The sequence below is a fragment of the Marinobacter changyiensis genome (assembly GCF_009193265.1).
GTDB lineage: Bacteria > Pseudomonadota > Gammaproteobacteria > Pseudomonadales > Oleiphilaceae > Marinobacter > Marinobacter changyiensis.
In genome coordinates this window covers 97,497-117,493 of the sequence record NZ_VZZZ01000008.1, presented here as the reverse complement: position 1 = coordinate 117,493, position 19,997 = coordinate 97,497, and the positions used below count along the sequence as shown (strand labels likewise).

18 protein-coding genes are annotated in these 19,997 nt (G+C 56.3%); 7 read left to right on the top strand and 11 right to left on the bottom strand.

From position 1 onward, the window contains the following. Positions 1-12: 12 nt before the first annotated feature. Positions 13-2,430 (top strand): bifunctional diguanylate cyclase/phosphodiesterase, encoded by a 2,418-nt coding sequence (locus F6Y09_RS19280; protein WP_152208576.1) that lies wholly within the window; start codon positions 13-15, stop codon positions 2,428-2,430. A 28-nt stretch (positions 2,431-2,458) separates the two neighbouring features. Here the strand turns inward: F6Y09_RS19280 and F6Y09_RS20215 are convergent, their stop codons facing one another. Then, positions 2,459-2,611, bottom strand: a complete 153-nt coding sequence (locus tag F6Y09_RS20215) for a hypothetical protein (protein WP_179959473.1) — start codon at positions 2,609-2,611, stop codon at positions 2,459-2,461. Between F6Y09_RS20215 and F6Y09_RS19275 the strand changes: the two genes are divergently transcribed. Further along, positions 2,594-4,888, top strand: coding sequence for a molybdopterin-dependent oxidoreductase (locus F6Y09_RS19275; protein ID WP_152208575.1), 2,295 nt, complete (start codon positions 2,594-2,596; stop codon positions 4,886-4,888). The two genes, F6Y09_RS20215 and F6Y09_RS19275, sit on opposite strands and share 18 nt — an antisense overlap. Before the next feature lie 135 nt (positions 4,889-5,023). Next, positions 5,024-5,479: a DUF2489 domain-containing protein gene (locus F6Y09_RS19270; RefSeq protein WP_152208574.1), complete on the top strand. Its 456-nt coding sequence runs from the start codon at positions 5,024-5,026 to the stop codon at positions 5,477-5,479. A gap of 358 nt (positions 5,480-5,837) precedes the next feature. On the opposite strand, the gene F6Y09_RS19265 is transcribed toward F6Y09_RS19270, so the two are convergent. The 3 genes from F6Y09_RS19265 to F6Y09_RS19255 all read right to left on the bottom strand — a co-directional run bounded on the left by F6Y09_RS19265 (position 5,838) and on the right by F6Y09_RS19255 (position 10,398). Beyond that, positions 5,838-7,202 carry an HDOD domain-containing protein gene (locus F6Y09_RS19265; RefSeq protein ID WP_152208573.1) on the bottom strand — a complete coding sequence of 455 codons (1,365 nt, stop codon included), beginning with the start codon at positions 7,200-7,202 and terminating at the stop codon, positions 5,838-5,840. A 147-nt stretch (positions 7,203-7,349) separates the two neighbouring features. Continuing rightward, positions 7,350-9,425 carry an ATP-dependent DNA helicase RecG gene (gene recG, locus F6Y09_RS19260; protein WP_152208572.1) on the bottom strand — a complete coding sequence of 692 codons (2,076 nt, stop codon included), beginning with the start codon at positions 9,423-9,425 and terminating at the stop codon, positions 7,350-7,352. 7 nt (positions 9,426-9,432) lie between these two features. Further along, entirely contained in the window at positions 9,433-10,398 is a 966-nt protein-coding gene (locus F6Y09_RS19255; RefSeq protein ID WP_152208571.1) for a hydrogen peroxide-inducible genes activator, read from the bottom strand. 58 nt (positions 10,399-10,456) lie between these two features. On the opposite strand from F6Y09_RS19255, the gene F6Y09_RS19250 reads away from it, so the two are divergent. After that, complete coding sequence (locus tag F6Y09_RS19250) at positions 10,457-11,326, top strand: NAD-dependent epimerase/dehydratase family protein (RefSeq protein ID WP_152208570.1); 870 nt, start codon at positions 10,457-10,459, stop codon at positions 11,324-11,326. Here F6Y09_RS19250 and F6Y09_RS19245 read toward each other — a convergent pair. The 5 genes from F6Y09_RS19245 to F6Y09_RS19225 form a co-directional block, all read right to left on the bottom strand. After that, positions 11,323-11,709 carry a RidA family protein gene (locus F6Y09_RS19245; RefSeq protein WP_152208569.1) on the bottom strand — a complete coding sequence of 129 codons (387 nt, stop codon included), beginning with the start codon at positions 11,707-11,709 and terminating at the stop codon, positions 11,323-11,325. The genes F6Y09_RS19250 and F6Y09_RS19245 overlap by 4 nt on opposite strands. 93 nt (positions 11,710-11,802) lie before the next feature. Next, the gene (locus F6Y09_RS19240; RefSeq protein WP_152208568.1) at positions 11,803-13,953 is read right to left on the bottom strand and encodes a RelA/SpoT family protein; all 2,151 of its coding nucleotides are present in this window, start codon (positions 13,951-13,953) and stop codon (positions 11,803-11,805) included. A 167-nt stretch (positions 13,954-14,120) separates the two neighbouring features. Then, complete coding sequence (gene rpoZ, locus F6Y09_RS19235; protein WP_152208567.1) at positions 14,121-14,333, bottom strand: DNA-directed RNA polymerase subunit omega; 213 nt, start codon at positions 14,331-14,333, stop codon at positions 14,121-14,123. A 155-nt stretch (positions 14,334-14,488) separates the two neighbouring features. Beyond that, positions 14,489-15,127: a guanylate kinase gene (gene gmk, locus F6Y09_RS19230; protein ID WP_152208566.1), complete on the bottom strand. Its 639-nt coding sequence runs from the start codon at positions 15,125-15,127 to the stop codon at positions 14,489-14,491. A gap of 38 nt (positions 15,128-15,165) precedes the next feature. After that, positions 15,166-16,032, bottom strand: coding sequence for a YicC/YloC family endoribonuclease (locus F6Y09_RS19225; RefSeq protein WP_152208565.1), 867 nt, complete (start codon positions 16,030-16,032; stop codon positions 15,166-15,168). Between the two features lie 177 nt (positions 16,033-16,209). Here F6Y09_RS19225 and rph point away from each other — a divergent pair, with 177 nt between their 5' ends. After that, positions 16,210-16,929, top strand: coding sequence for a ribonuclease PH (gene rph, locus F6Y09_RS19220; protein WP_152208564.1), 720 nt, complete (start codon positions 16,210-16,212; stop codon positions 16,927-16,929). 58 nt (positions 16,930-16,987) lie between these two features. Here rph and F6Y09_RS19215 read toward each other — a convergent pair whose 3' ends face one another. Beyond that, positions 16,988-17,794, bottom strand: a complete 807-nt coding sequence (locus F6Y09_RS19215) for an exodeoxyribonuclease III (RefSeq protein ID WP_152208563.1) — start codon at positions 17,792-17,794, stop codon at positions 16,988-16,990. Between the two features lie 81 nt (positions 17,795-17,875). On the opposite strand from F6Y09_RS19215, the gene pyrE reads away from it, so the two are divergent. After that, positions 17,876-18,514, top strand: a complete 639-nt coding sequence (pyrE, locus tag F6Y09_RS19210) for an orotate phosphoribosyltransferase (protein ID WP_152208562.1) — start codon at positions 17,876-17,878, stop codon at positions 18,512-18,514. Positions 18,515-18,620: 106 nt separating this feature from the next. Beyond that, positions 18,621-19,280, top strand: a complete 660-nt coding sequence (locus F6Y09_RS19205; RefSeq protein WP_152208561.1) for a DUF4124 domain-containing protein — start codon at positions 18,621-18,623, stop codon at positions 19,278-19,280. Between the two features lie 97 nt (positions 19,281-19,377). Here the strand turns inward: F6Y09_RS19205 and F6Y09_RS19200 are convergent, their stop codons facing one another. Further along, positions 19,378-19,797 carry a hypothetical protein gene (locus F6Y09_RS19200; protein ID WP_152208560.1) on the bottom strand — a complete coding sequence of 140 codons (420 nt, stop codon included), beginning with the start codon at positions 19,795-19,797 and terminating at the stop codon, positions 19,378-19,380. Positions 19,798-19,997: the final 200 nt, after the last annotated feature.

Here is a 19,997-nt window from a genome sequence, read left to right as displayed (position 1 = left end):
GGTTACCTGTCCATGCAGTCATGGTTACGCCAGCGCTCCCGGTCCTGGAAAGCCCACACCTCCATGCAACCCCTTATGGGGTTGCTGGCATTTCTGATCGGCCTTTTTTTCACCGGCATGTTGCTGCTTTCTCACCTCAATCTCAACTACTCCCAGCAGGCCATGTCCGACTTGCGACGTGATCAGATAAGGGATGTCTTCTTCGCCAGTGTTGCTCGCATCGATGCCCGTCAGATCGCGCTTCAGCGCCACACCTCTTCCCTGGCCATCATCGGTGAAACCTTTTATCGCCTGGCCCGGGAGCGCCGGAATGACACTTCGAATACCAATGCTTTAAGAGCGCAACTGGAAACGTCCCTTAAAGACCACTTGAGCGAGTTTGACGGAGCATCCGGTGCCGGTATCTGGTTTGAACCCGAGATCCTGGCTGGCACCAATCAAAGCTACTCTGCCCACTTCACCAAAAGCGACGCCGAATCGGAACCCACCCTGATCAGAAATTCCGGCGGTTACCGCTCCGCTCGCTGGTTCGAACGTACACTGGACGAAAGCTGGTCCCTCGACCAACATGTTCCCGGCCAGGTTTACTGGTCTGCGGTTTATTTTGATTTTGCCACCAAACGCGCGGTACTGACGCTGGCAAGCCCGATGTTCAATGCGGACAAGGAACTGATTGGCATGGCCACAACAGGTTGGGCATCGGATCAGATCATTGATTTGGTGAGTCGTGTTGAGGTCACCGAAAACAGCTTCTCGTTCCTCAATGACCGCAACAATCGCAATCTGTCGAGCCTCAGTCTGGACAACGACACTTTTCTTGAACAAAAGCTTATTGATGCCATTCTGGCCCTGCAACTCTCCGCAAGGCTACCCGATGGCCCGGGCCTGATCACTCCGTCGACGGTACAACCGGAACGGCTGCAAACCCGAGCAATCGAGATCAGTGGCCGGGTCTATGAGCTCTACTACGCGGCGACTCCGGCTGGCATGGTCTACGGCGCCGGAGTTCCGCGGGATGAGATTGATCGGGTGCTCGTCCCCATGCGCGATATCAATTACCGGATACTGGTCACTACCGGCTCGGTACTGTTGATATTGAGCATTTACCTGTTGTATCGAATCGTTCAGCTGATTCGGGAACTGCAAGCATCATACACCGACCCACTCACGGGCTTGCCCAATCGGGCCCGGCTATTGAAAGACCTTGCTGTGCGCAGTGAAGCCTGCCTGATTATCGTCAACCTCGACCGTTTTCAGGAGATCAACAGCCTGTTTGGCACTGCGTGCGGCGACCAGGTCCTGCTCACTCTTTCAGAACAACTCCAGTTGTTCGTAAAAAATCACATCAAGGATGAGCGGGCCCGAGTGTATCGCTTGACCGGGGATGAATTTGCCCTGCTGGGACCGGTCATAGCGGAAGCCAAGCTCAGGCAACTGGCCAACAAGCTCAGCGATTTCCTGCACCACCAGCGGATTTCCTGGCAGCAACAGGTACTCAGTGTGGACGCCACTACTGGCATCGCCTTCCGGCCCCTTGAACAGAGCGCTGCGTCCCGGGATCAGTTGCTGAGCCAGGCGGCAATTGCGTTGCGGCTTGCCCGGGAGCAAAGGCGCAATTACCTGATTTATGACTCCCAGGAGCAGATTGAAAAGCACTACGAGCAAAATCTCTACTGGGCACAGCGACTCAAGGACGCCCTGGCGCAGGGCCGGGTCATCCCCCACTTCCAGCCCATTTACGATAACCGGCAGCGGCGTATCAGCAAATACGAGTGCCTTGTAAGAATGATCGATGAAGAGCATGGCGTCATCGCCGCCGGACAGTTTCTCGGCATCGTCAACAAGCTTCGCCTGGACCGGGAGATCACCCGGATCATGATCGATAAATCCCTGGCGGAGTTCAGACACCAGCCTTATGAATTTTCAATCAACATGTCCTATGCCGACCTTGTGGAACCGGAGATTCTCGAACTGATTCTCGGCCATCTCCGGGCAAGCAACATCGGCAAGCGGTTGATCTTTGAAATCCTTGAATCCGATGGCATCGAGAACTACAACGAAGCGCTGCATTTCATTGAGCAGGTTAAACCCTTCGGGTGCCAGATCGCCATAGACGACTTTGGCACCGGCTATTCCAACTTCGAGCAACTACTGCGTCTTAACATCGATATCATCAAGATTGATGGCAGCCTGGTCCGGAATCTGGATCAGGATGAAACCGCCTTCGTGGTCACCAACGGCATTGTCCAGTTCGCCAAAAGCCTTGGCATTCGGACGGTAGCGGAATTTGTACACAGCGAAGCGGTGCAGGCAAAAGTGCTCGAGCTAGGTATCGATTTTTCTCAGGGTGAGTATTTCAGTATGCCGGGGCCAAGAATTCTGGCGCAGAAATCCGGCGTTGCGCATTTGCAAGTGATCGACAACCGTTGATGACCTGCAAAACCAACGCTTACCCGGCTCAATCCGGCCAGCCATAGGGCTGGCCTTTTTTATCAGTAGCTTCTGGTTTTCCCCTCAGGACGAAATCCTGATAATCTGGTTGCCTTACAAAACCAATATTCCAATAACCGTGTTTAAAAGCGGAGAGAACACCATGGAGAACGGCACCCATTACCGCACCTGTCACTTGTGTGAGGCCATGTGCGGCGTGGCCATTGAAATGAAGGACGGGCGCATCGAGGCCATCAAGGGGGATGAGAACGACCCTCTGAGCCACGGCCACATCTGCCCCAAGGCCGTTGCACTGCAAGACCTCCATGACGATCCGGACCGCCTTAAAAAGCCCATACGCCGCACGGCCACCGGCTGGCATGAAATGGAATGGGAACACGCTTTTGATCTCGTGGCCGAGCGCCTGCATCAGGTCCGCAAGGAGCATGGCAACAATGCCATCGGGGTGTACCAGGGTAATCCGAACGTTCATAACCACGGCGCCATGGTAGCCTCATTACCCTTTCTGCGGGCTATCGGCAGCCAGAACCGTTTCTCCGCCACCTCCAACGACCAGCTCCCGCACATGCTTGCGAGCCTGGAGATGTTCGGTCACCAGGTGCTCTTCCCGATTCCGGATATTGACCGCACCGATCTGTTCATGTGCATTGGCGCCAACCCCATGGCCTCCAACGGCAGCCTGATGACGGTGCCGGATATCCGCGGCCGGCTCAAGGCGCTGAAGAACCGGGGCGGAAAACTGGTGGTGATTGATCCCCGTAGAACTGAAACCGCCAAACTGGCGGACGAGTTTCACTTTGTGCGCCCCGGCACTGATGCCCTGCTGTTGATGGCCATGGTCAACACCCTGTTTGCCGAGGACAGGGTCGACCTCGGCCACGCCGAGCCCTGGACACGGGATGTGGATCTTGTACGTCTCGCCGCCCTGCCCTTCACACCAGATGCTGTCAGTGCCCACACAGGCTTGAGCCCCGATGCCATCAGGGGGCTTGCACGCCAGCTTGCCACCACCCAGAAAGCCGCTCTATACGGTCGTATCGGCACCAGCACCCAGGCCCATGGTGGCGTCGCAACCTGGCTCATCTACGTGCTGAATATTCTCACCGGCAAGCTCGATACCACAGGCGGCGTGATGTTTACCCAGCCGGCGATTGATATGGTCGAGCTCGGAGCCATGTCCGGCCAGAAAGGCCATTTCGGTCGACGGACCAGCCGGGTCAAGGGCCTGCCAGAATTTGGCGGCGAGTACCCGTCGAGCACCATCGCGGATGAAATTCTGACGCCGGGCGAGGGGCAGATTCGTGCTTTCGTTACCGTGGCAGGCAACCCCCTGCTCTCCAGCCCCAATGGCGGCCGCCTCGAAGAAGCCTTCAGCGGGCTGGAATTCATGGTCTCGGTGGATTACTACCTCAATGAAACCACCCGCCACGCAGACATCATTCTACCGCCGACCGCCGCCCTGGAACGCAGTCATTACGATCTTATCTTCAGCATGTTTGCAGTGCGCAACATCGCCAAATACAGCGAAGCGCTGTTTGACCCTGGCCCGGATACCCGCCATGACTGGCAGATCCTGCTGGAGCTTGCGCATCGTCTGGAGAAAAAGCGCAAGGGTGGCCGGCTTACGATACGTGCTGAAGCCGGTTGGCGTGCGTTCAAACAGATCGGGCCCGATCCGCTGCTGGATATCATGCTGCGAACCGGCCCTTATGGGGCTGACCTGGGGCCAGCAAAGACACTAATGCAACCTGCCATAGACCTTATTATGGGCGTATTACCACCAGGGCACCCCCTGCGCGGCCTGGCCCGACTGAGCCCGCTGGATCGCCGCTGGCGTGACCTTCCCAAAGGGCTGTCACTCTCAGCGCTGAGAGCAAACCCCAGCGGTATCGATCTCGGCCCCCTGCGGCCCTGCCTGCCGGACCGTCTCTATACCCGGGATGGCAAGATCAATCTCGCACCCCGTCGTTACCTGCGGGATCTTGATCGCCTGCTCGCCCGTCTCGACACCCCAGTGTCCGACGAACTCCTGCTGATTGGCAGACGCCATGTGCGCAGTAATAATTCCTGGATGCATAACAGCCAGCGCCTGGTCAAAGGCAAGGACCGCTGTACCATGATGATTCATCCGAACGACGCTTCACGCTTCGGGCTTATGGAAGGTGATGCCGCCGAACTGACCACCGACGCGGGCCAGATCGTGGTGCCGGTAGAAATCACCGATGACCTTATGCCCGGGGTGATATCCGTTCCCCATGGTTGGGGACACTCCCGCAACGGTACCCGGCAGGCCGTCGCGGAAGCTCATGCAGGTGCCAGCATCAACGACATCATCCGGGATGACCAGATTGACCCGCTGAGTGGCACCTCGGTACTGAATGGCCAGCATGTTCGGGTTAAAGCATGGAAAACCGAGGGTAGTCGGAAGCGGGCCTGACAAAGCCCCCGGCGCGTCCCGGTTTGAGCAACTGACCTGAATGTCATCTGTCCTGCGGGAGACACGTAATAAACTTTGTTATGCTGACGGCCCTTAAGCGCTGTTTTTTTGAACGACACACGAGGAGTTTCTGACATGCCGGTCTGGTCGCAATGGATACTGATTTTCGCGGGTGTAGTAGCGATCGTGCTTCTGGCCCTGTTCATTAACCGCCAGACCAAAGTGCTCAAACGGGACAAGGCCACGGCTAACAAGACCAAAGTATTTCAGGACGAACGCCGAACCAGCATGATCGAGAGCATTCGCGTGCTGGCAATGGCGATTGAGCAGGACCAGATCGAGTATTCCGAAGCCTGTTTGCGGATAAAGGGATTATTGGACCATGTGGCCCCGGACCTGCTGAAGCAGACGCCGTATCGGATTTTTCTGGAAATGCACGAGCACATGGAACACATGCCCACCCATCAGGCTCGTCAGGATACGGATGCGAGGTTTGTCGAGAAAATGGACAAGGAGCGCTTTGCCCTGGAGCAGCAGCACTCTGACGCCATTCGGCGTGCGGCAACGGCCATCCGTCACCATCACTTTTAAAGCTCGCAGCAGCCCGCAGGGCCTGGCGGCGCTATTTTTGTAATTTTTTGTAATCGTAGACCGACCGCTCAAATGTGATTTCTATGTAAAATCAATCCTCTCTGGACCAATCGGTAGCATGACGTCTCAGTCAGAGATTATATGCCGCTTATAAGGCCTTATTCTTTTTCCCAGTTTGTCTAAATTAAAACCAAAGCAAGCTACTGGTTATCGTAGCATCTGGCTTGACCGAGTATATGCTGAGGGTCCGATTAAAGAATTGCTCAAAGAGTAGGTGTTTGATCTGCAACAAGCGGGTGAGCTTGCCGGCCCCAGGGCCGGCCTTTTTTGATCTTGAGCCAACACCCCGTTCCGCCCATCAGGATTGCATCATGCCCGCCATTGCCATGATGCTTGCTTTGCTCTGCACCAATTCATCGAATTGTTCTTCCACCAGCTCGCGATTCAAACCCAGTTCCACGAACATTGCATCAGGCACACTTTCCCCGACCCCGAGCGGAATACCCCGAGCGGTCAACAATTGACGGCCGAGCCAGAGTAGCTTTGGGTAGACTTGGTGCGGCCCAGCATAATCGGGGTCTTTCTGATGCCGGATTGCGGTGTTGATCTCATCCGGCATACCCCAATTGCTCATCAACTGAGCGCCAATCTGTTCCCGGGTCACACCCAGCAGATGGTGTTCGATTATGGCGGTATCAAGATGTGAATTGACCTCCCAGGCACGACAGGCCAGTTTGAAATGCGGAGGAAACACCTGAGCCAGAACCAGATAGCCAAAATTGTGAAGTAACCCGGCAAGATACGCCAGACCAAACGCCGGACGTTCGCCCCGACGCATCATGCTGGCGAGAATACCGGCGGATTGCGCCTGCCAGATGGCCTGTTGCCAGTAGCCGACATAACCTTCGGGCTGATCACTGGGCTGTTTCAGGGCGCGACCAAGAGCCAGGCCCATGGCTAGATTCATGACCAGATCAAACCCCAATACCCGGGACACCGCATCATGGACCGAGCGCACCTGGCCTGCAGCCGCATAGAATGAAGAGGAGGCCCAACTGACCACTTGGGCCGCCAGACTGGGATCACTCTCAACCACATCAACCAGGTCCCCCATAACGGCATTCGGATTAACCCGGAGATGGATGATCCGCTGGGCTGTTTCCGGTAATGGCGGCAACTCAAGAGTGTCGTCAAGGCGCTGCTGGATTCGCAAACCCGTAAAACGCTTCAGGGCTGACTGCAACTGCGACTGATCGTCTTCTGGTCTGTTCAGATTAACCGCAATATCAACCGCAGCGACACTGAAAGCACCTCGTTCAAAACCTGCCGTTAGCGCTCCGAATGCCTTACGGTCCAGGGTAAGCCGCTCTGACGTCTGACTGTCTACATAGATACAGACCGTTGACAGGTCATCGACAGCCTTATCGATGTATGAGGGCAAGCCCGTCAGGGCGGGCAGAACCGGCAAGGTTTTAATGCCAAGTCGGTCCCGTAAACGCACCTGGTGATTGATGGGCATCAAGTGGAGATCACGCCCCATTTGTTTGTTGAGGGCTGAAATGTCGAATAGGTCCTGATGACGAAAAACAACCTGAACCTGGCCCTGGTCATCGATGAGGAGCACCATCCGGAGCACATCGCTCACATCGGCACTGGCCTTTCCCAACGTCCAACCGGGCGCAGTCTCTTCCAGCAGCTGCCGGACTGAGACGGGTAATTCCATGATATCCCCCTATGGTGGCGGTCAGCATCGCGCTCGCCGGCGCCCTCCAACCAAAAGTAAATGACTGGCTACAGTCTAGCTGATACCGGCGGCAAACTCTGATGATTTACTGCTGGCTGGTCGACACTTCTGAAACCGGCGTAACCCTTACACGTCACCGTAGCGAAGGCGCTCACCCAGCCAGCGGCGAATGAGGGCATCCACGACGGTTTTATCATGCATTAACGTGGGCGCAATCCCCCGGACTGTTTCAATCCAGCCCTTGTCCCGCTCAAAATCCGCCAGTCTGAACTGCATCATGCCGGTCTGGCGGGTACCTAACACCTCGCCCGGGCCCCGGATTTCCAGGTCTTTTTCAGCAATCACAAAACCGTCCTGGCTTTCCCGCAGCGCCTGTAACCGCGCTTTGCCATTCAGGGACAGGGGCGGATGGTACATCAGCACGCAGAAACTGGCCTCCTCACCCCGCCCGACCCGCCCACGCAACTGGTGCAGCTGCGCAAGCCCGAGGCGCTCGGGGTTTTCAATAATAATCAGGGACGCGTTCGGAACATCCACGCCCACTTCGATAACGGTGGTCGCCACCAGCAGGTCCAGCTTTCCGGTCTTGAACTGGCCCATCATGTCGACTTTCTCGGCAGCCTTCAGGCGGCCATGCACCAGCCCCACGTTCAACTCTGGCAACCGGTCCGCCAGCGCCGCAGCCGTGACCTCGGCGGCCTGGCATTGCAGCGCCTCGGATTCCTCAATCAACGTACACACCCAGTAAGCCTGTCGGCCCGCCTTGCAGGCATCCCGCACGCGCTCAATGATGTCGTCCCGACGGCTGTCCGGAATCGCTATGGTTTCAATCGGTTTACGCCCGGGGGGCAGTTCATCGATGACCGAGGTGTCGAGGTCGGCATAGGCGCTCATGGCCAGTGTGCGTGGAATCGGGGTAGCGGTCATGATCAGTTGGTGCGGCGCGAGCTGACCGACTGCACCTTTATCCTTTAGTGCCAGCCGCTGGTGGACGCCAAAACGGTGTTGTTCATCGACGATCACCAGCGCCAGGCGGTCAAATATCACGTCGCCCTGAAACAGGGCGTGGGTGCCTACCATCATCCTGGCCCCGCCGCTGGCAACCGCTTCCAACGCCGCCACCCGGGCTTTGCCCTTGATCTTTCCTGACAGCCAGGCCAGCCTGATATCCAAGGGCTCCAGCCACTCCCTGAAATTATTGAAGTGTTGCTCCGCCAGAATTTCGGTCGGCGCCATCAAGGCCACCTGAGCTCCCGCTGCAATCGCCTGTAGTGCAGCCATGGCCGCAACAACGGTTTTGCCAGAACCCACATCCCCCTGAACCAGCCGCAACATGGGCAGGGGCTGGCTCAGGTCCTGACGGATTTCCCGGCACACCTGTTCCTGAGCACCCGTCAGTCTGAACGGCAGACTCTCCCGGAAGCGTTCAGGCAAATCTCCGCTGGGCAGCAACGGCAAAGCCTGTCTGGCCTGAATCTGCTCTCTTACCCGCAATAAACTGAGCTGGTGCGCGAGCAGCTCCTCCATCACGAGGCGTTGCTGCGCCGGATGACGGCCCTCCATCAACAGATAGACCGGCGCATCGGCCGGCGGCGCATGCACAAGTTCGACGGCGGCAGAGATGTCGGGCAACTGATAGTCCGCCAGCAAGGCAGGTGGCAGCCAGTCACGAATCGGGTAGCGCTTCAGATAGCCAAGAGCCTGCTGACAAAGCCCCCGGACCCTGGGCTGCTGAATACCTTCGGTCAACGGATAAACAGGGGTTAGCGTGGCTTCGCCCTGAGCGGGCATGGCAGGCGGATTGACCTGGTACTCCGGATGGTAAAATTCATACCCGGCCCGGCCGGGCCGGACCTCACCGTAACAGCGCACCCGTTGACCCTCGGCAAGCTGGCTTTTCTGGGCGGCATTGAAATGGAAAAATCGCATCACCAGAAAGCCGGAACTGTCCTTCAGCGTCACCTGCAAGCTTCGACGGCGCCCCATGACAAGGTCTGTTTTGACCACTTCTCCCTCCGCCACACCCACATCCCCGACCCGCAGACTCCCCATGGGAATAATCCGGGTACGATCTTCGTAGCGGTGGGGCAGATGGAACAGCAGGTCCTGCAGGGAATGGATACCCAGTTTCGCCAAGGTTGCGGCCAGGGCTGCACCGACACCTTTGAGAGTGGTTACCGGGATGTCGTCCAGTGACGTCATGGCATGCTCAGGCGCTGGCTTTAGCGGGGGGTTTAACTTTGCCCGATTTTTCGATAACCCGACACTGGCTGGCGGCCAGCGACAGGACGTCAATGGCTTTTGGTCGTGGGAAGGTCACCCGCCATGCCAATGCCACGGTACGAGAGGGAACCGGGGCAACAAAAGGTCGAACCACAAGGATATCCTCGTGGTACTGCATCGCGGTTGCCGCCGACAGCGGCAGTACTGTAATCCCCAGCCCGGACGCCACCATATGACGAATGGTTTCAAGGGAGCTGCCTTCCGTTACCAGCGAGGGGCCCGAGGTGGCTGTCGTGGCCCGGGTGGTTACGGCAGCCACCAACGGCGGACAGGATTCAAGCACCTGGTCCCTGAAGCAATGCCCTGGGCCGAGCAGAAGTAGCTGTTCCCGGGCCAGCTCCTCGGCTGTCAGCGCCTCTTTGCGAGCAAGCGGGTGCTTCGCCGGCAGCAGCACCACGAATGGCTCATCGTAAAGCGGCAGAGTAACCACTTCAGGCTCGGTAAACGGCAGCGCGATGATAATGGCGTCCAGTTCTGAATGACGTAATTTCTGACGCAGGTTAGCGGTATAGTTTTCTTCGATAAATAATGGCATATCCGGTGCGCCCCGGCGCAATTCCGGAAGTAAATGCGGGAACAGATAAGGCCCGATGGTATAAATGGCACCCACTTTCAATGGCGAGTTGAGCTGGTTTTTACCATCCTGGGCCATGTCCTTGATCACACTGACCTGATCAAGCACCCTCTGGGCCTGGTCAATGATGCGCTGTCCGGTCTCCGTCACACGTATACTGCTTTTACTGCGCTCGAACAGTGGTATGCCGAGCTCGTCTTCGAGCTTTTTAACCGCCACACTCAGAGTAGGCTGACTGACATGACACCTCTCTGCAGCCCGGCCGAAATGTTTCTCGCGGGCCAGGGTAACAATGTAACGTAATTCGGTAAGGGTCATGGGCAGCTCCGTTCAGTGTCCGAACTTATGGTCTACAGAATAAGGATTGATATTGACTATGGCAATCACAGAACACAGAAACCGACCCCGTATTCTGGTCGCTGGCTGCGGCTCACTGGGCGGTGTGATCGCGCGCACCCTGTGTGAAGACGCAGAAGTGTACGGACTGCGACGTAATGCAGATGCCATCAAGGCACCCGTTTTGCCCATTGGCGCTGACTTGCTGAACCCCTCTGCCCTGGCCTCGGCAGTGCCAGAGAACGTGGACGCTCTGATCTATTGCCTGACGCCGTCCAGTTACGATGACGCCGGTTATCAGGCAGCCTATGTGACCGGATTGAGCAACCTGCTTGCTGCGCTGGATGGTGAGAGCCTTTCCCGGGTGATATTCATCAGCAGCACCAGCGTCTATCATCAGGATGACGACAGCTGGGTAGACGAAACCAGCCCCACAGAGCCCGAAAAATTCAGCGGCCAAAGAATTCTGGACGGCGAGGCGGTGGCCCTGAACAGCGGAGTACCCGCCACCATTGTCAGGCTCAGCGGAATCTATGGCCCCTCAAGACACCGTTTTCTGACTGCGGTAAGGCGGGGCGAAATGAACCCGTCAAAGCCGGCGCCCTACACCAACCGGATTCACGAAGTCGATGCGGCCAACGCGGTGGTTCATCTGATGCGGTCGTCGTTGCAGGGGGAAGCGCTGGCCGAGCATTACATCGCCAGCGACTGCGAGCCGGCCAGACTGGACGAAGTCATCGCCTGGGTCCAAAGCCAGACGCCCTGCGCCCAACCGAGAGCGGGGGCAAGAACCGGTGGACGCGCTGGCAGCAAACGTTGCCGGAACCAGCGGTTGCTGGATTCCGGCTTCTCGTTCCGCTATCCGGACTACCGATCAGGATACAGCGAAATGATTCAGGAGATTTCCTAGCTCAGCACCATGACCGCTTCCATTTCCACCGGTACACCTTTCGGCAAGGCGGCCACACCCACGGCAGCCCGGGCGGGGTATGGTTCCTGGAAATAGGTCGCCATGATCTCATTGACGGTGGCGAAGTTGCTCAGGTCCGTCATATAGATATTAAGCTTTACAATATCCTGCAGGCGACCGCCCGCTGCCTCGCACACGGCTTTCAGGTTTTCGAACACCTGCCGGGTGTTGGCGGCAAAGTCGCCAGCCACAAGTTCCATGGTTTCCGGCACCAGCGGAATCTGTCCGGACAAATAAACGGTGTCCCCGGCTTTGACCGCCTGGGAATAGGTACCTATCGCCTGAGGGGCGTTTTCTGTCTGAATCACTGATTTGTTCGTCATGATGTCAGAATCCTTATCTTGACGTTTTAGAAACGGGAAACCGTAATCCTGTCCCCTGCCCGGCAGTACTGTCAACCTTCATCCGGCGGGGCACTAGTGACGAACCCGGCTGATGTGGGTCACGGCTTTGACATTTCGTACTCGCCGCATCACCCGCGCAAGATGGCGACGACCGTTTACATGGACCACCAGGCTGACAATACCCAGGCGCGCGTTCTGCTCCTCGACGTTGATGCGCTCTATGTTACCGTCGGCAACGGCAACCGCATTCGCTACCTCAGCAATTACGCCGCGCTGACGCTCCAGCTCAACCCTGAGCTCCACTGAAAACTCGTCGGTAATGTCCTTGGCCCATTTGAGGTGCGTAAGACGCTCTCTGGCTTCGCTACCATCCGGAAGCCTCGGGCAGGTATCACTATGAATTACCAGGCCTTTTCCGGAGTCCATTACACCCAGCACCGGATCACCGGGAATCGGCTTACAACAGTTGGCAAAACGAACCAGTAACCCTTCGGTACCCCGGATGGTCACCGGGCTACCCGCATGTTTTCCGCCGGGCTGGCTGAGGTCGGGTAACGAGTTTTTGTCATCGTTGACAGCGCCGCTCAACAATTGGCGCGCCACCAGATAAGCCATTCGATTTCCCAATCCGATCTCGCACAGCAGGTCGTCAAAACTGCTGACCTGGTTGTGTGAGACCACTGCATTGATCTGACCTTCACTGATTCCCGACAGTTTCTGATCGAACCCATTGAGAGACTTTTTCAGCAGGGTCTTACCAAGCTCCAGAGACTCGGCTTTCTTCTGGAACTTCAGGACATGGCGAATACTGCTGCGGGCTTTGCCGGTGACCACGAAACTGAGCCAGGCTGGATTGGGACGAGCTCCGGGGGCAGTGATAATTTCAACGGTTTGCCCGCTCTGTAGCGGCTGACTGAGGGACGACAGGTTCCGGTTTACCCGACAGGCCACACAGGCGTTGCCGATATCCGTGTGAATGGCATACGCAAAATCCACCGGGGTCGCGCCACCGGGAAGCTCCAGGATCTTGCCCTTGGGAGTGAATACGTAAATTTCATCCGGGAACAGATCGACTTTGACGTGTTCAATAAACTCCAGCGAGTCGTCAGCCCGTTCACGCATTTCCATCAGGCCTTTCACCCAATGGTCAACGCGCTTCTGATTAACAACGGACACCTCGGACTGATCGTTCTTGTACATCCAGTGGGCAGCAATACCGTTATTGGCGATCTGCTCCATTTCTTCGGTGCGGATCTGGATTTCGATGTTGACATGCATACCGAACAAGGTGGTATGGATCGACTGGTAGCCGTTGGCTTTGGGCATTGCGATGTAGTCTTTGAAGCGCCCCGGCAAAGGCTTGTAGAGGCTGTGGACGGCGCCCAGTATGCGATAGCAGTCGTCTTCAGTGTCGGTGACGATGCGAAAGGCATAAACATCCATAATTTCATGGAACGATTTGTGTTTGAACTTCATCTTGTTATAGATGCTGTTCAGGTGCTTTTCACGCCCCAGAATCCGGCCAGGCAGACCGCGTTCAGTCAGCTTCTCTTCCAACCGGCCGCGAATCTCTTCGATAATCTCGTGGTGGCTGCCACGGAGCTTGCTGACGGCCTTGGATATGTAACGGGAGCGCATCGGATAAAGCGCGGCGAAACCAAGGTCTTCGAGCTCAGTGCAAACACTGTGCATACCCAGTCGATTGGCGATGGGCGCATAGATATCGAGGGTTTCATTGGCAATACGCTGGCGTTTTTCATAAGGCAGCGGACCCAGAGTACGCATGTTGTGCAGACGGTCTGCAAGCTTGACCAGGATTACCCGGATATCCCGGGCCATCGCCAGGGTCATCTTCTGGAAATTTTCGGCCTGCGCTTCGGCACGGGTCCGGAACTCAATCTGGGTCAGCTTGCTGACCCCGTCCACCAACTCGGCCACCGGCTCACCAAATTGCTCTGACAGGGCATCCTTGGGTATACCGGTGTCTTCGATGACATCATGGAGCATGGCGGCCATCAGGCTCTGATGGTCGAGCCGAAGGTCGGCAAGTATATGGGCGACGGCTAGCGGGTGGGTAACATAGGCTTCGCCACTGCGGCGTTTCTGCCCCTCGTGGGCTTGTTCAGCGTAATAATAGGCCCTACGCACCTGATTGATGCGCTCGACGTCCAGATATTGACTCAGCTGGCTAGCCAGCCCTTCCACCGTAGCCTCTGCTGACACCTAGCCCCCACCGACCGATAGAAATAAATCCGACAAAAAAACCCGAATGCGTACATTCGGGTCCTTCCGATGCCCTGACAGACAGAAGTAACTGCCTGTCTTGCCAACTACTATAAAACCGTCAGGGCAGAATACCAATGCCGCAAAGCGGCATTCGCAATGTTTATTTATTCGTCGTCTTCAATCTTCAACAAATCGCGACTGACCAGACCCGCTGCAATTTCACGCAGGGCAATAACAGTCGGCTTATCATTTTCTTCAGGGACCATCGGCTCAAAACCTTTGGTTGCTATCTGGCGGGCACGTTTGGTTGCCAACATCACCAACTGAAAACGGTTATCAACGTGTTCCAGACAATCTTCAACGGTTACTCGTGCCATACTTTTCCCCGACAGTGATTTCTTGAGAATACTTGCGTATTGAATCTTTCAGATGCGTTTCTGGATGCAGCTTTAAGTAGACCGCGTAGTGTAATCGCCGGCGATCAATTTGTATACATTCATTCCATCCTCCGGGGCCGTACCCGACGCCATAACTACAGCCCGTTACCCGCCACCAGTTCGGCCAGCAACTCGGCATGACGTGCCTCCTGGGCTGAGACCCGAAGCCGCTGGGCTGTCACGATTGCCATCAGGTCCGCAAGCGCGACTCCGAAGTCATCGTTCACCACCAGGTAATCAAACTCCAGCGCGTGGCTGCATTCTTCCCGCGCCTCGTTCAGCCGACGCTCAACGACTTCCGGCGCATCGGTCCCCCGACCGGTAAGACGCGACCGCAAAGTAGCTGCAGACGGCGGCACGATGAAGATGCTGACGCACTCAGGCATCAACCGCCGCACCTGCACCGCACCCTGCCAGTCGATTTCGAGAATGACGTCCCGGCCCTCGGCCAAAGTCTGATCTACCCAGGGCTGAGAAGTGCCATAGTAATTACCGAACACATCCGCGTGCTCAAGGAATTCTCCACGTCCGATCATCGCCTCGAAAGTCGGGCGGTCAATAAAGTGATAATTCTCGCCATCCTCCTCGCCCGGGCGCATACCCCGGGTGGTGTGGGATATCGATACACCCAGCATGGGATCCTGTTGCAGCATGGCAGTTACCAGACTGGTTTTGCCTGCCCCCGAAGGGGCTGAAATGACGTACAACGTGCCTTTTTCCACAGCCTGGCTCATGGCTCGCACTACTCCGGGGCTTGATAGGTTCGGATTGATTATTCGAGGTTCTGCACCTGCTCACGCATCTGCTCGATCAACACCTTGAGATCGACTGCAATGCGGGTGACGCGGGCATCAATGGACTTACTGCTGAGGGTATTGGCCTCCCGGTTCAGTTCCTGCATCAGGAAATCAAGCCGGCGACCGATGGCATCGCCACTATCGAGGGTGCCGGTTACTTCGCTGATATGGGCATCGAGCCTGTCCAGCTCTTCTGCAACATCCGATTTCTGGGCCACCATGACCATTTCCTGAGCAACCCGGTCGGCGTCCAGTTCCACTTTAGCCAGCGTGAACCGCTCCCGAAGGTTGCGCTCTTGCGCCGCCAACAGTTCCGGCATCAGCTTACGGACCGTTGCTAGCTGCTCTGCCATGGTCGCGAGGCGGTCATCGAATAAGGGTCTCAAACGATCACCTTCGCGCTCCCGCACGATCACCAGTTCATTCACAGTACGCTCGAACAATTCCGCAGCAACAGCCTTGACCGGCTCAAGGTCGCGCTCAGTCGTTTCCAGTACGCCCGGCCACCGCAGGATGTCGATTGCATTGATATGGGCCGGGTTATCGAGAATCCGGTTGACGTGATTGGCTGCGCTGTTAAGCGCTTCTGCCAGCTTGTCGTTGATCTGAAGTCCCTGACCAGAAGACTCTGCCAGCTGCAAGCGCATGCCCACATCAACCTTGCCCCGCTTGAGCTGACCCCGAAGCTGTTCACGGAAGCTGTTTTCGAGTTCCCGAAGCACCTCCGGTAACCGGAACGAGGGTTCGAGGTAGCGATGATTGACGGTCCGGATCTCGCAAGTCAGCGTACCCCAGTCGCCTTGAGTGTCCTGGCGTGCAAAGGCGGTCATGCTTCTGATCATAACGACTCCATCATCGTTTGGCGTTGAGCGGGTCAGTTTAGCAGGCGGATGGGCTCCCAGGCGACCTCGACCACAAGCCCGGGCCAGCCGTGGTATACTTCGCGCCACTCAGGGACACCCTTTTACCTTGCTACCGCGAGGTGGCCTGACCATTCATGATCAACTTCAGGAAAAAATATGCGTCCTAGCGGAAGAGCCCCGGAACAACCAAGAGACATCAGGATCACCCGACACTTTACCCGGCATGCCGAAGGGTCTGTACTGGTTGAGTTCGGCGACACCCGTGTCATCTGTACTGCCTCGGTAGAAAACAAGGTACCGCCGTTTCTTCGCGGCGAAGGCAAAGGCTGGATCACCGCCGAGTATGGCATGCTGCCGCGCTCCACCGGCAGCCGAATGGGCCGGGAAGCTGCTCGTGGCAAACAGGGTGGCCGTACGGTTGAAATCCAGCGACTGATCGGTCGCTCCCTGCGAGCAGCGGTTGACCTGTCCAAACTGGGCGAACACTCCATTACCATCGATTGCGATGTCATACAGGCGGATGGTGGCACTCGCACCGCTGCCATAACCGGCGGCTGCGTTGCACTGGTCGACGCACTGAATACGCTGGTTGAAAGCGGGCGCCTCGGTCAGTCCCCGCTGGTGCAGATGGTCGCCGCGGTATCCGTTGGTGTCTACAAGGGAACGCCGGTGGTTGACCTGGATTACCCGGAAGATTCCGAAGCCGAAACCGACATGAACGTGATCATGACTGACAAGGGTGGTTTCATCGAAATTCAGGGAACTGCCGAGGGCGCGCCGTTCGTTCAGGACGAACTGGACAGCATGTTGTCGCTGGCCAAAAGCGGCATTAGCCAATTGTTCGAGATTCAGCGAGCTGCGCTGACAGATCAGTAAGAGAAATGCGCCTGCCGGGGGTTAAGGTTAAGTGCCCCGGCGGCACAGAATGCCTTGGTCAATATCCGATTTCGATGTTGTAGTCCATGATCACAGGCGCGTGGTCAGAAAAACGCGTACTGTTGTCAATCCAACCGTCTGAAACCGTTTTCCGGATACCCGGAGTAACCAGCTGATAATCCGTGCGAATGCCCGCATGGCGGCGCCAGCCCTCGGCCCATTCCGGCCACCAGGTATACTGGTTGCTCTGCTTGTTGATCTCGCGGAAAGCGTCAATGCAACCCATTTCATCAAACAGTCGGTCCAGCCACGCCCGCTCATGGGGCAGAAACCCCGAAACGTCCAGCTTGTGATAGCGGGAACTGGCATCGGTGACATGGTGTGCGGTCTGGAGATTCGCGCAGATGATAAATTGGCGGCGTTTGCGCAGGGTCTTTAGCATATGAAGGCCGAAGGCTTCCATAAAATCATCCTTGTGATCCAGCACCGTGAGGTCGTCCTCACCCAGCAATTCATCTTCCCGGCCTAAAGCAGAGGGCGCCAGTACGCAGGCAACACTGACCTTGTCGAAATCAGCCTGAATAAAACGGCCTTCCCGGTCGGCCTGTTCGCTGGCAAACCCATACATGATGGCCTTGGGGAAATGACGGGTGTAAATTCCTACGCCGCCGTCCTCATTACGCTCGCCATCAATGAAATACGCTTCATAACCGTCTGGAATGAGGCCAAGATCTTCTATTTCATGGGCGCGCATGCGGTGATCCTGAACGCAAACAACGTCTGCATCCTGCTTGGCCAGCCAGTCAAAAAAGCCTTTGTCGATGGCCTGGGCCAAACCATTAACGCTGATCGAAACTACCCGCATACATGTTCCCTGATTCGCTTTGAGTGTATGATACCGGTTTTACACGTTATTAAAAGAACCATACCCGCCAGAAGCCTTGCCATGCACGACTATCAGCACGATTTTATAGAATTTGCCATTGCCCGGGACGTACTCCGTTTTGGGGAGTTCACCCTGAAATCCGGCCGCACCAGCCCCTACTTTTTTAACGCGGGGCTGTTCAATACCGGTGACGACCTCCTGCAACTCAGTAAAGCCTACGCCGCGGCATTGAAACGCAGCGGCCTGAATTATGACATTATTTTCGGCCCTGCCTATAAGGGCATTCCGTTGGCCACCGCCATTGCTATGGCCCTTGCTGCCGAAGGCGATAACCGGCCTTACGCCTTCAACCGCAAAGAGAAGAAAGCTCACGGTGAAGGCGGCAATATTGTAGGCGCCCCATTAGCAGGCAAGGTCCTGATTGTTGACGATGTCATTACCGCAGGTACCGCCATCCGCGAATCCATCGATCTGATCAAAAGCGCCGGCGCAGAGCCCGCCGGGGTGCTGGTTGCCCTTGACCGCCAGGAGCGTGGAAACGGCGAGCTCTCGGCCATTCAGGAAGTGGAGGCCGAATTCGCTATTCCGGTTATCAGCATCATCCGGCTCGAGCAGGTACTCGACTACCTTCAAAGCTACGCCGGTTTTGACAAGCATGCCCGCAGCGTCGCCCGGTATCGGGAAACGTTCGGCGTCTGACGGTGCTGCACAAACCGGTAACAATATGACGTGGTACCCGGCGGCAGGTTTGGTATGCTCGGAAAGCAATGTCGCCTGAAACCGCTGGAGCTTCTCTGTCATTATCATGAATCGTCCAACTCAAATCAGCGCCTGCGTACTCTTCGCGTCTCTTTTCCTCGCCAGTACGTCACTCCAGGCTCGCATGTATCGCTATGTGGATAAAAGCGGCCAGATGGTGATAAGCAACACCGTACCCCAGGAAGCCTCAACCCGGGGCTATGACATCCTCAATGACCAGGGCAGGGTCGTTGAAACCGTTGCCCCCGCCCCGACTGCAGCAGATCTTGCGGAACGTGCTGCCAGCAAGGAACGCGAGCAGAAAGCTCAGCAACAGCGTCGGGCAGATGCAAAACTGCTGCGCCGCTACAGCCACCCGGATGATGCCGTCCGGGCGATGCACCGCAAGCTGAATGAAATGCAAAGCCTGAGCCAGCTCAAGCAAGGCAACATATCTGTGATCGTGAACCAACTCGACGAAGAACAATCCCGCGCTGCCGATATGGAGCGCTCCGGCCGCGACATTCCGGAGGCGACCCTGAACAAGATTGATCGCCTTCAGAGCCAGGTGCGTGATATCGAGCGAGAGATTGCCATCCAGAAATCCGACGTTGAAACGGTACGCAAGCAGTTTATGGGTGATATACGCCGGCTCGAGAAAATCACCGGTAAAGAGCGCACACTTTCTCTTGAACCTCCGCCGCCGGCAAGCAATTCCCAGAGCTGATACCCCGTCACGCCCGCCGAGTACAGAGCTTCAGGACGGGACAAAGATAAAAAAAGGCCGCCATCAGGCGACCTTTCTTGACTCAACGATGCTGCGTTCAGGCAGAAGCAGTGTTCGTTGTCTTCGTAGCCGTGCTCTTACGAGCAGTCGGCTTTTTGGTATCAACCTTGTGCTTGGTTGACTGTGCCACGCTGGTTACATCATCAGCAGCGTCGGATACCGCGTCAGATACCGCCTCGGTACCTTCAACCGCTTCTTTTTCAAGCTTTGAGACGACATCGGCCGCAAAACCACCAAGACGAAGGTTCAAACTGCGAAGTTGCTCGAAAAGCGTTTCGCTGTAACCATAGTAACGCTCGCGCAATGATTTGACACTGTATTCACGAGCACCTGATTCCAGCTTCTCGGCGTACTCGAAAGGCTTGGCAGAGAGCTTTTTTTGTTGCTCTTCTGCGGCATTGATACCTTTCTCGACGATTTCCTGGATCTGTTCCTGATATGTCTTGAGTTTACCCATTTTGGTTCTCCTGATTGCCAGTGATCACTTTGATTAACGAAGGATTCACCAAGCGAATTGGTCGATGGAGATATCCATCGAACTTTGATTTCAGGGCCTAGAATACGGTTAAAAATTAGAGTGTTCATACTAGAGCGCAAAAAAATCTGAAATAATCGATTTTATGATTTCAGTGCGCCACAACGATGCTCAGACCCGGA

Coding starts and splice junctions, on each gene's coding strand:
- rpoZ (WP_152208567.1), bottom strand. CDS start 14,333: ATGGCACGAGTAACCGTTGAAGATTGTCTGGAACACGTTGATAACCGT.
- F6Y09_RS20215 (WP_179959473.1), bottom strand. CDS start 2,611: ATGGGTGCCGTTCTCCATGGTGTTCTCTCCGCTTTTAAACACGGTTAT.
- F6Y09_RS19205 (WP_152208561.1), top strand. CDS start 18,621: ATGAATCGTCCAACTCAAATCAGCGCCTGCGTACTCTTCGCGTCTCTT.
- pyrE (WP_152208562.1), top strand. CDS start 17,876: ATGCACGACTATCAGCACGATTTTATAGAATTTGCCATTGCCCGGGAC.
- F6Y09_RS19250 (WP_152208570.1), top strand. CDS start 10,457: ATGGCAATCACAGAACACAGAAACCGACCCCGTATTCTGGTCGCTGGC.
- F6Y09_RS19255 (WP_152208571.1), bottom strand. CDS start 10,398: ATGACCCTTACCGAATTACGTTACATTGTTACCCTGGCCCGCGAGAAA.
- F6Y09_RS19225 (WP_152208565.1), bottom strand. CDS start 16,032: ATGATCAGAAGCATGACCGCCTTTGCACGCCAGGACACTCAAGGCGAC.
- F6Y09_RS19200 (WP_152208560.1), bottom strand. CDS start 19,797: ATGGGTAAACTCAAGACATATCAGGAACAGATCCAGGAAATCGTCGAG.
- rph (WP_152208564.1), top strand. CDS start 16,210: ATGCGTCCTAGCGGAAGAGCCCCGGAACAACCAAGAGACATCAGGATC.
- F6Y09_RS19270 (WP_152208574.1), top strand. CDS start 5,024: ATGCCGGTCTGGTCGCAATGGATACTGATTTTCGCGGGTGTAGTAGCG.
- F6Y09_RS19265 (WP_152208573.1), bottom strand. CDS start 7,202: ATGGAATTACCCGTCTCAGTCCGGCAGCTGCTGGAAGAGACTGCGCCC.
- F6Y09_RS19280 (WP_152208576.1), top strand. CDS start 13: ATGCAGTCATGGTTACGCCAGCGCTCCCGGTCCTGGAAAGCCCACACC.
- F6Y09_RS19215 (WP_152208563.1), bottom strand. CDS start 17,794: ATGCGGGTAGTTTCGATCAGCGTTAATGGTTTGGCCCAGGCCATCGAC.
- F6Y09_RS19245 (WP_152208569.1), bottom strand. CDS start 11,709: ATGACGAACAAATCAGTGATTCAGACAGAAAACGCCCCTCAGGCGATA.
- F6Y09_RS19275 (WP_152208575.1), top strand. CDS start 2,594: ATGGAGAACGGCACCCATTACCGCACCTGTCACTTGTGTGAGGCCATG.
- recG (WP_152208572.1), bottom strand. CDS start 9,425: ATGACGTCACTGGACGACATCCCGGTAACCACTCTCAAAGGTGTCGGT.
- gmk (WP_152208566.1), bottom strand. CDS start 15,127: ATGAGCCAGGCTGTGGAAAAAGGCACGTTGTACGTCATTTCAGCCCCT.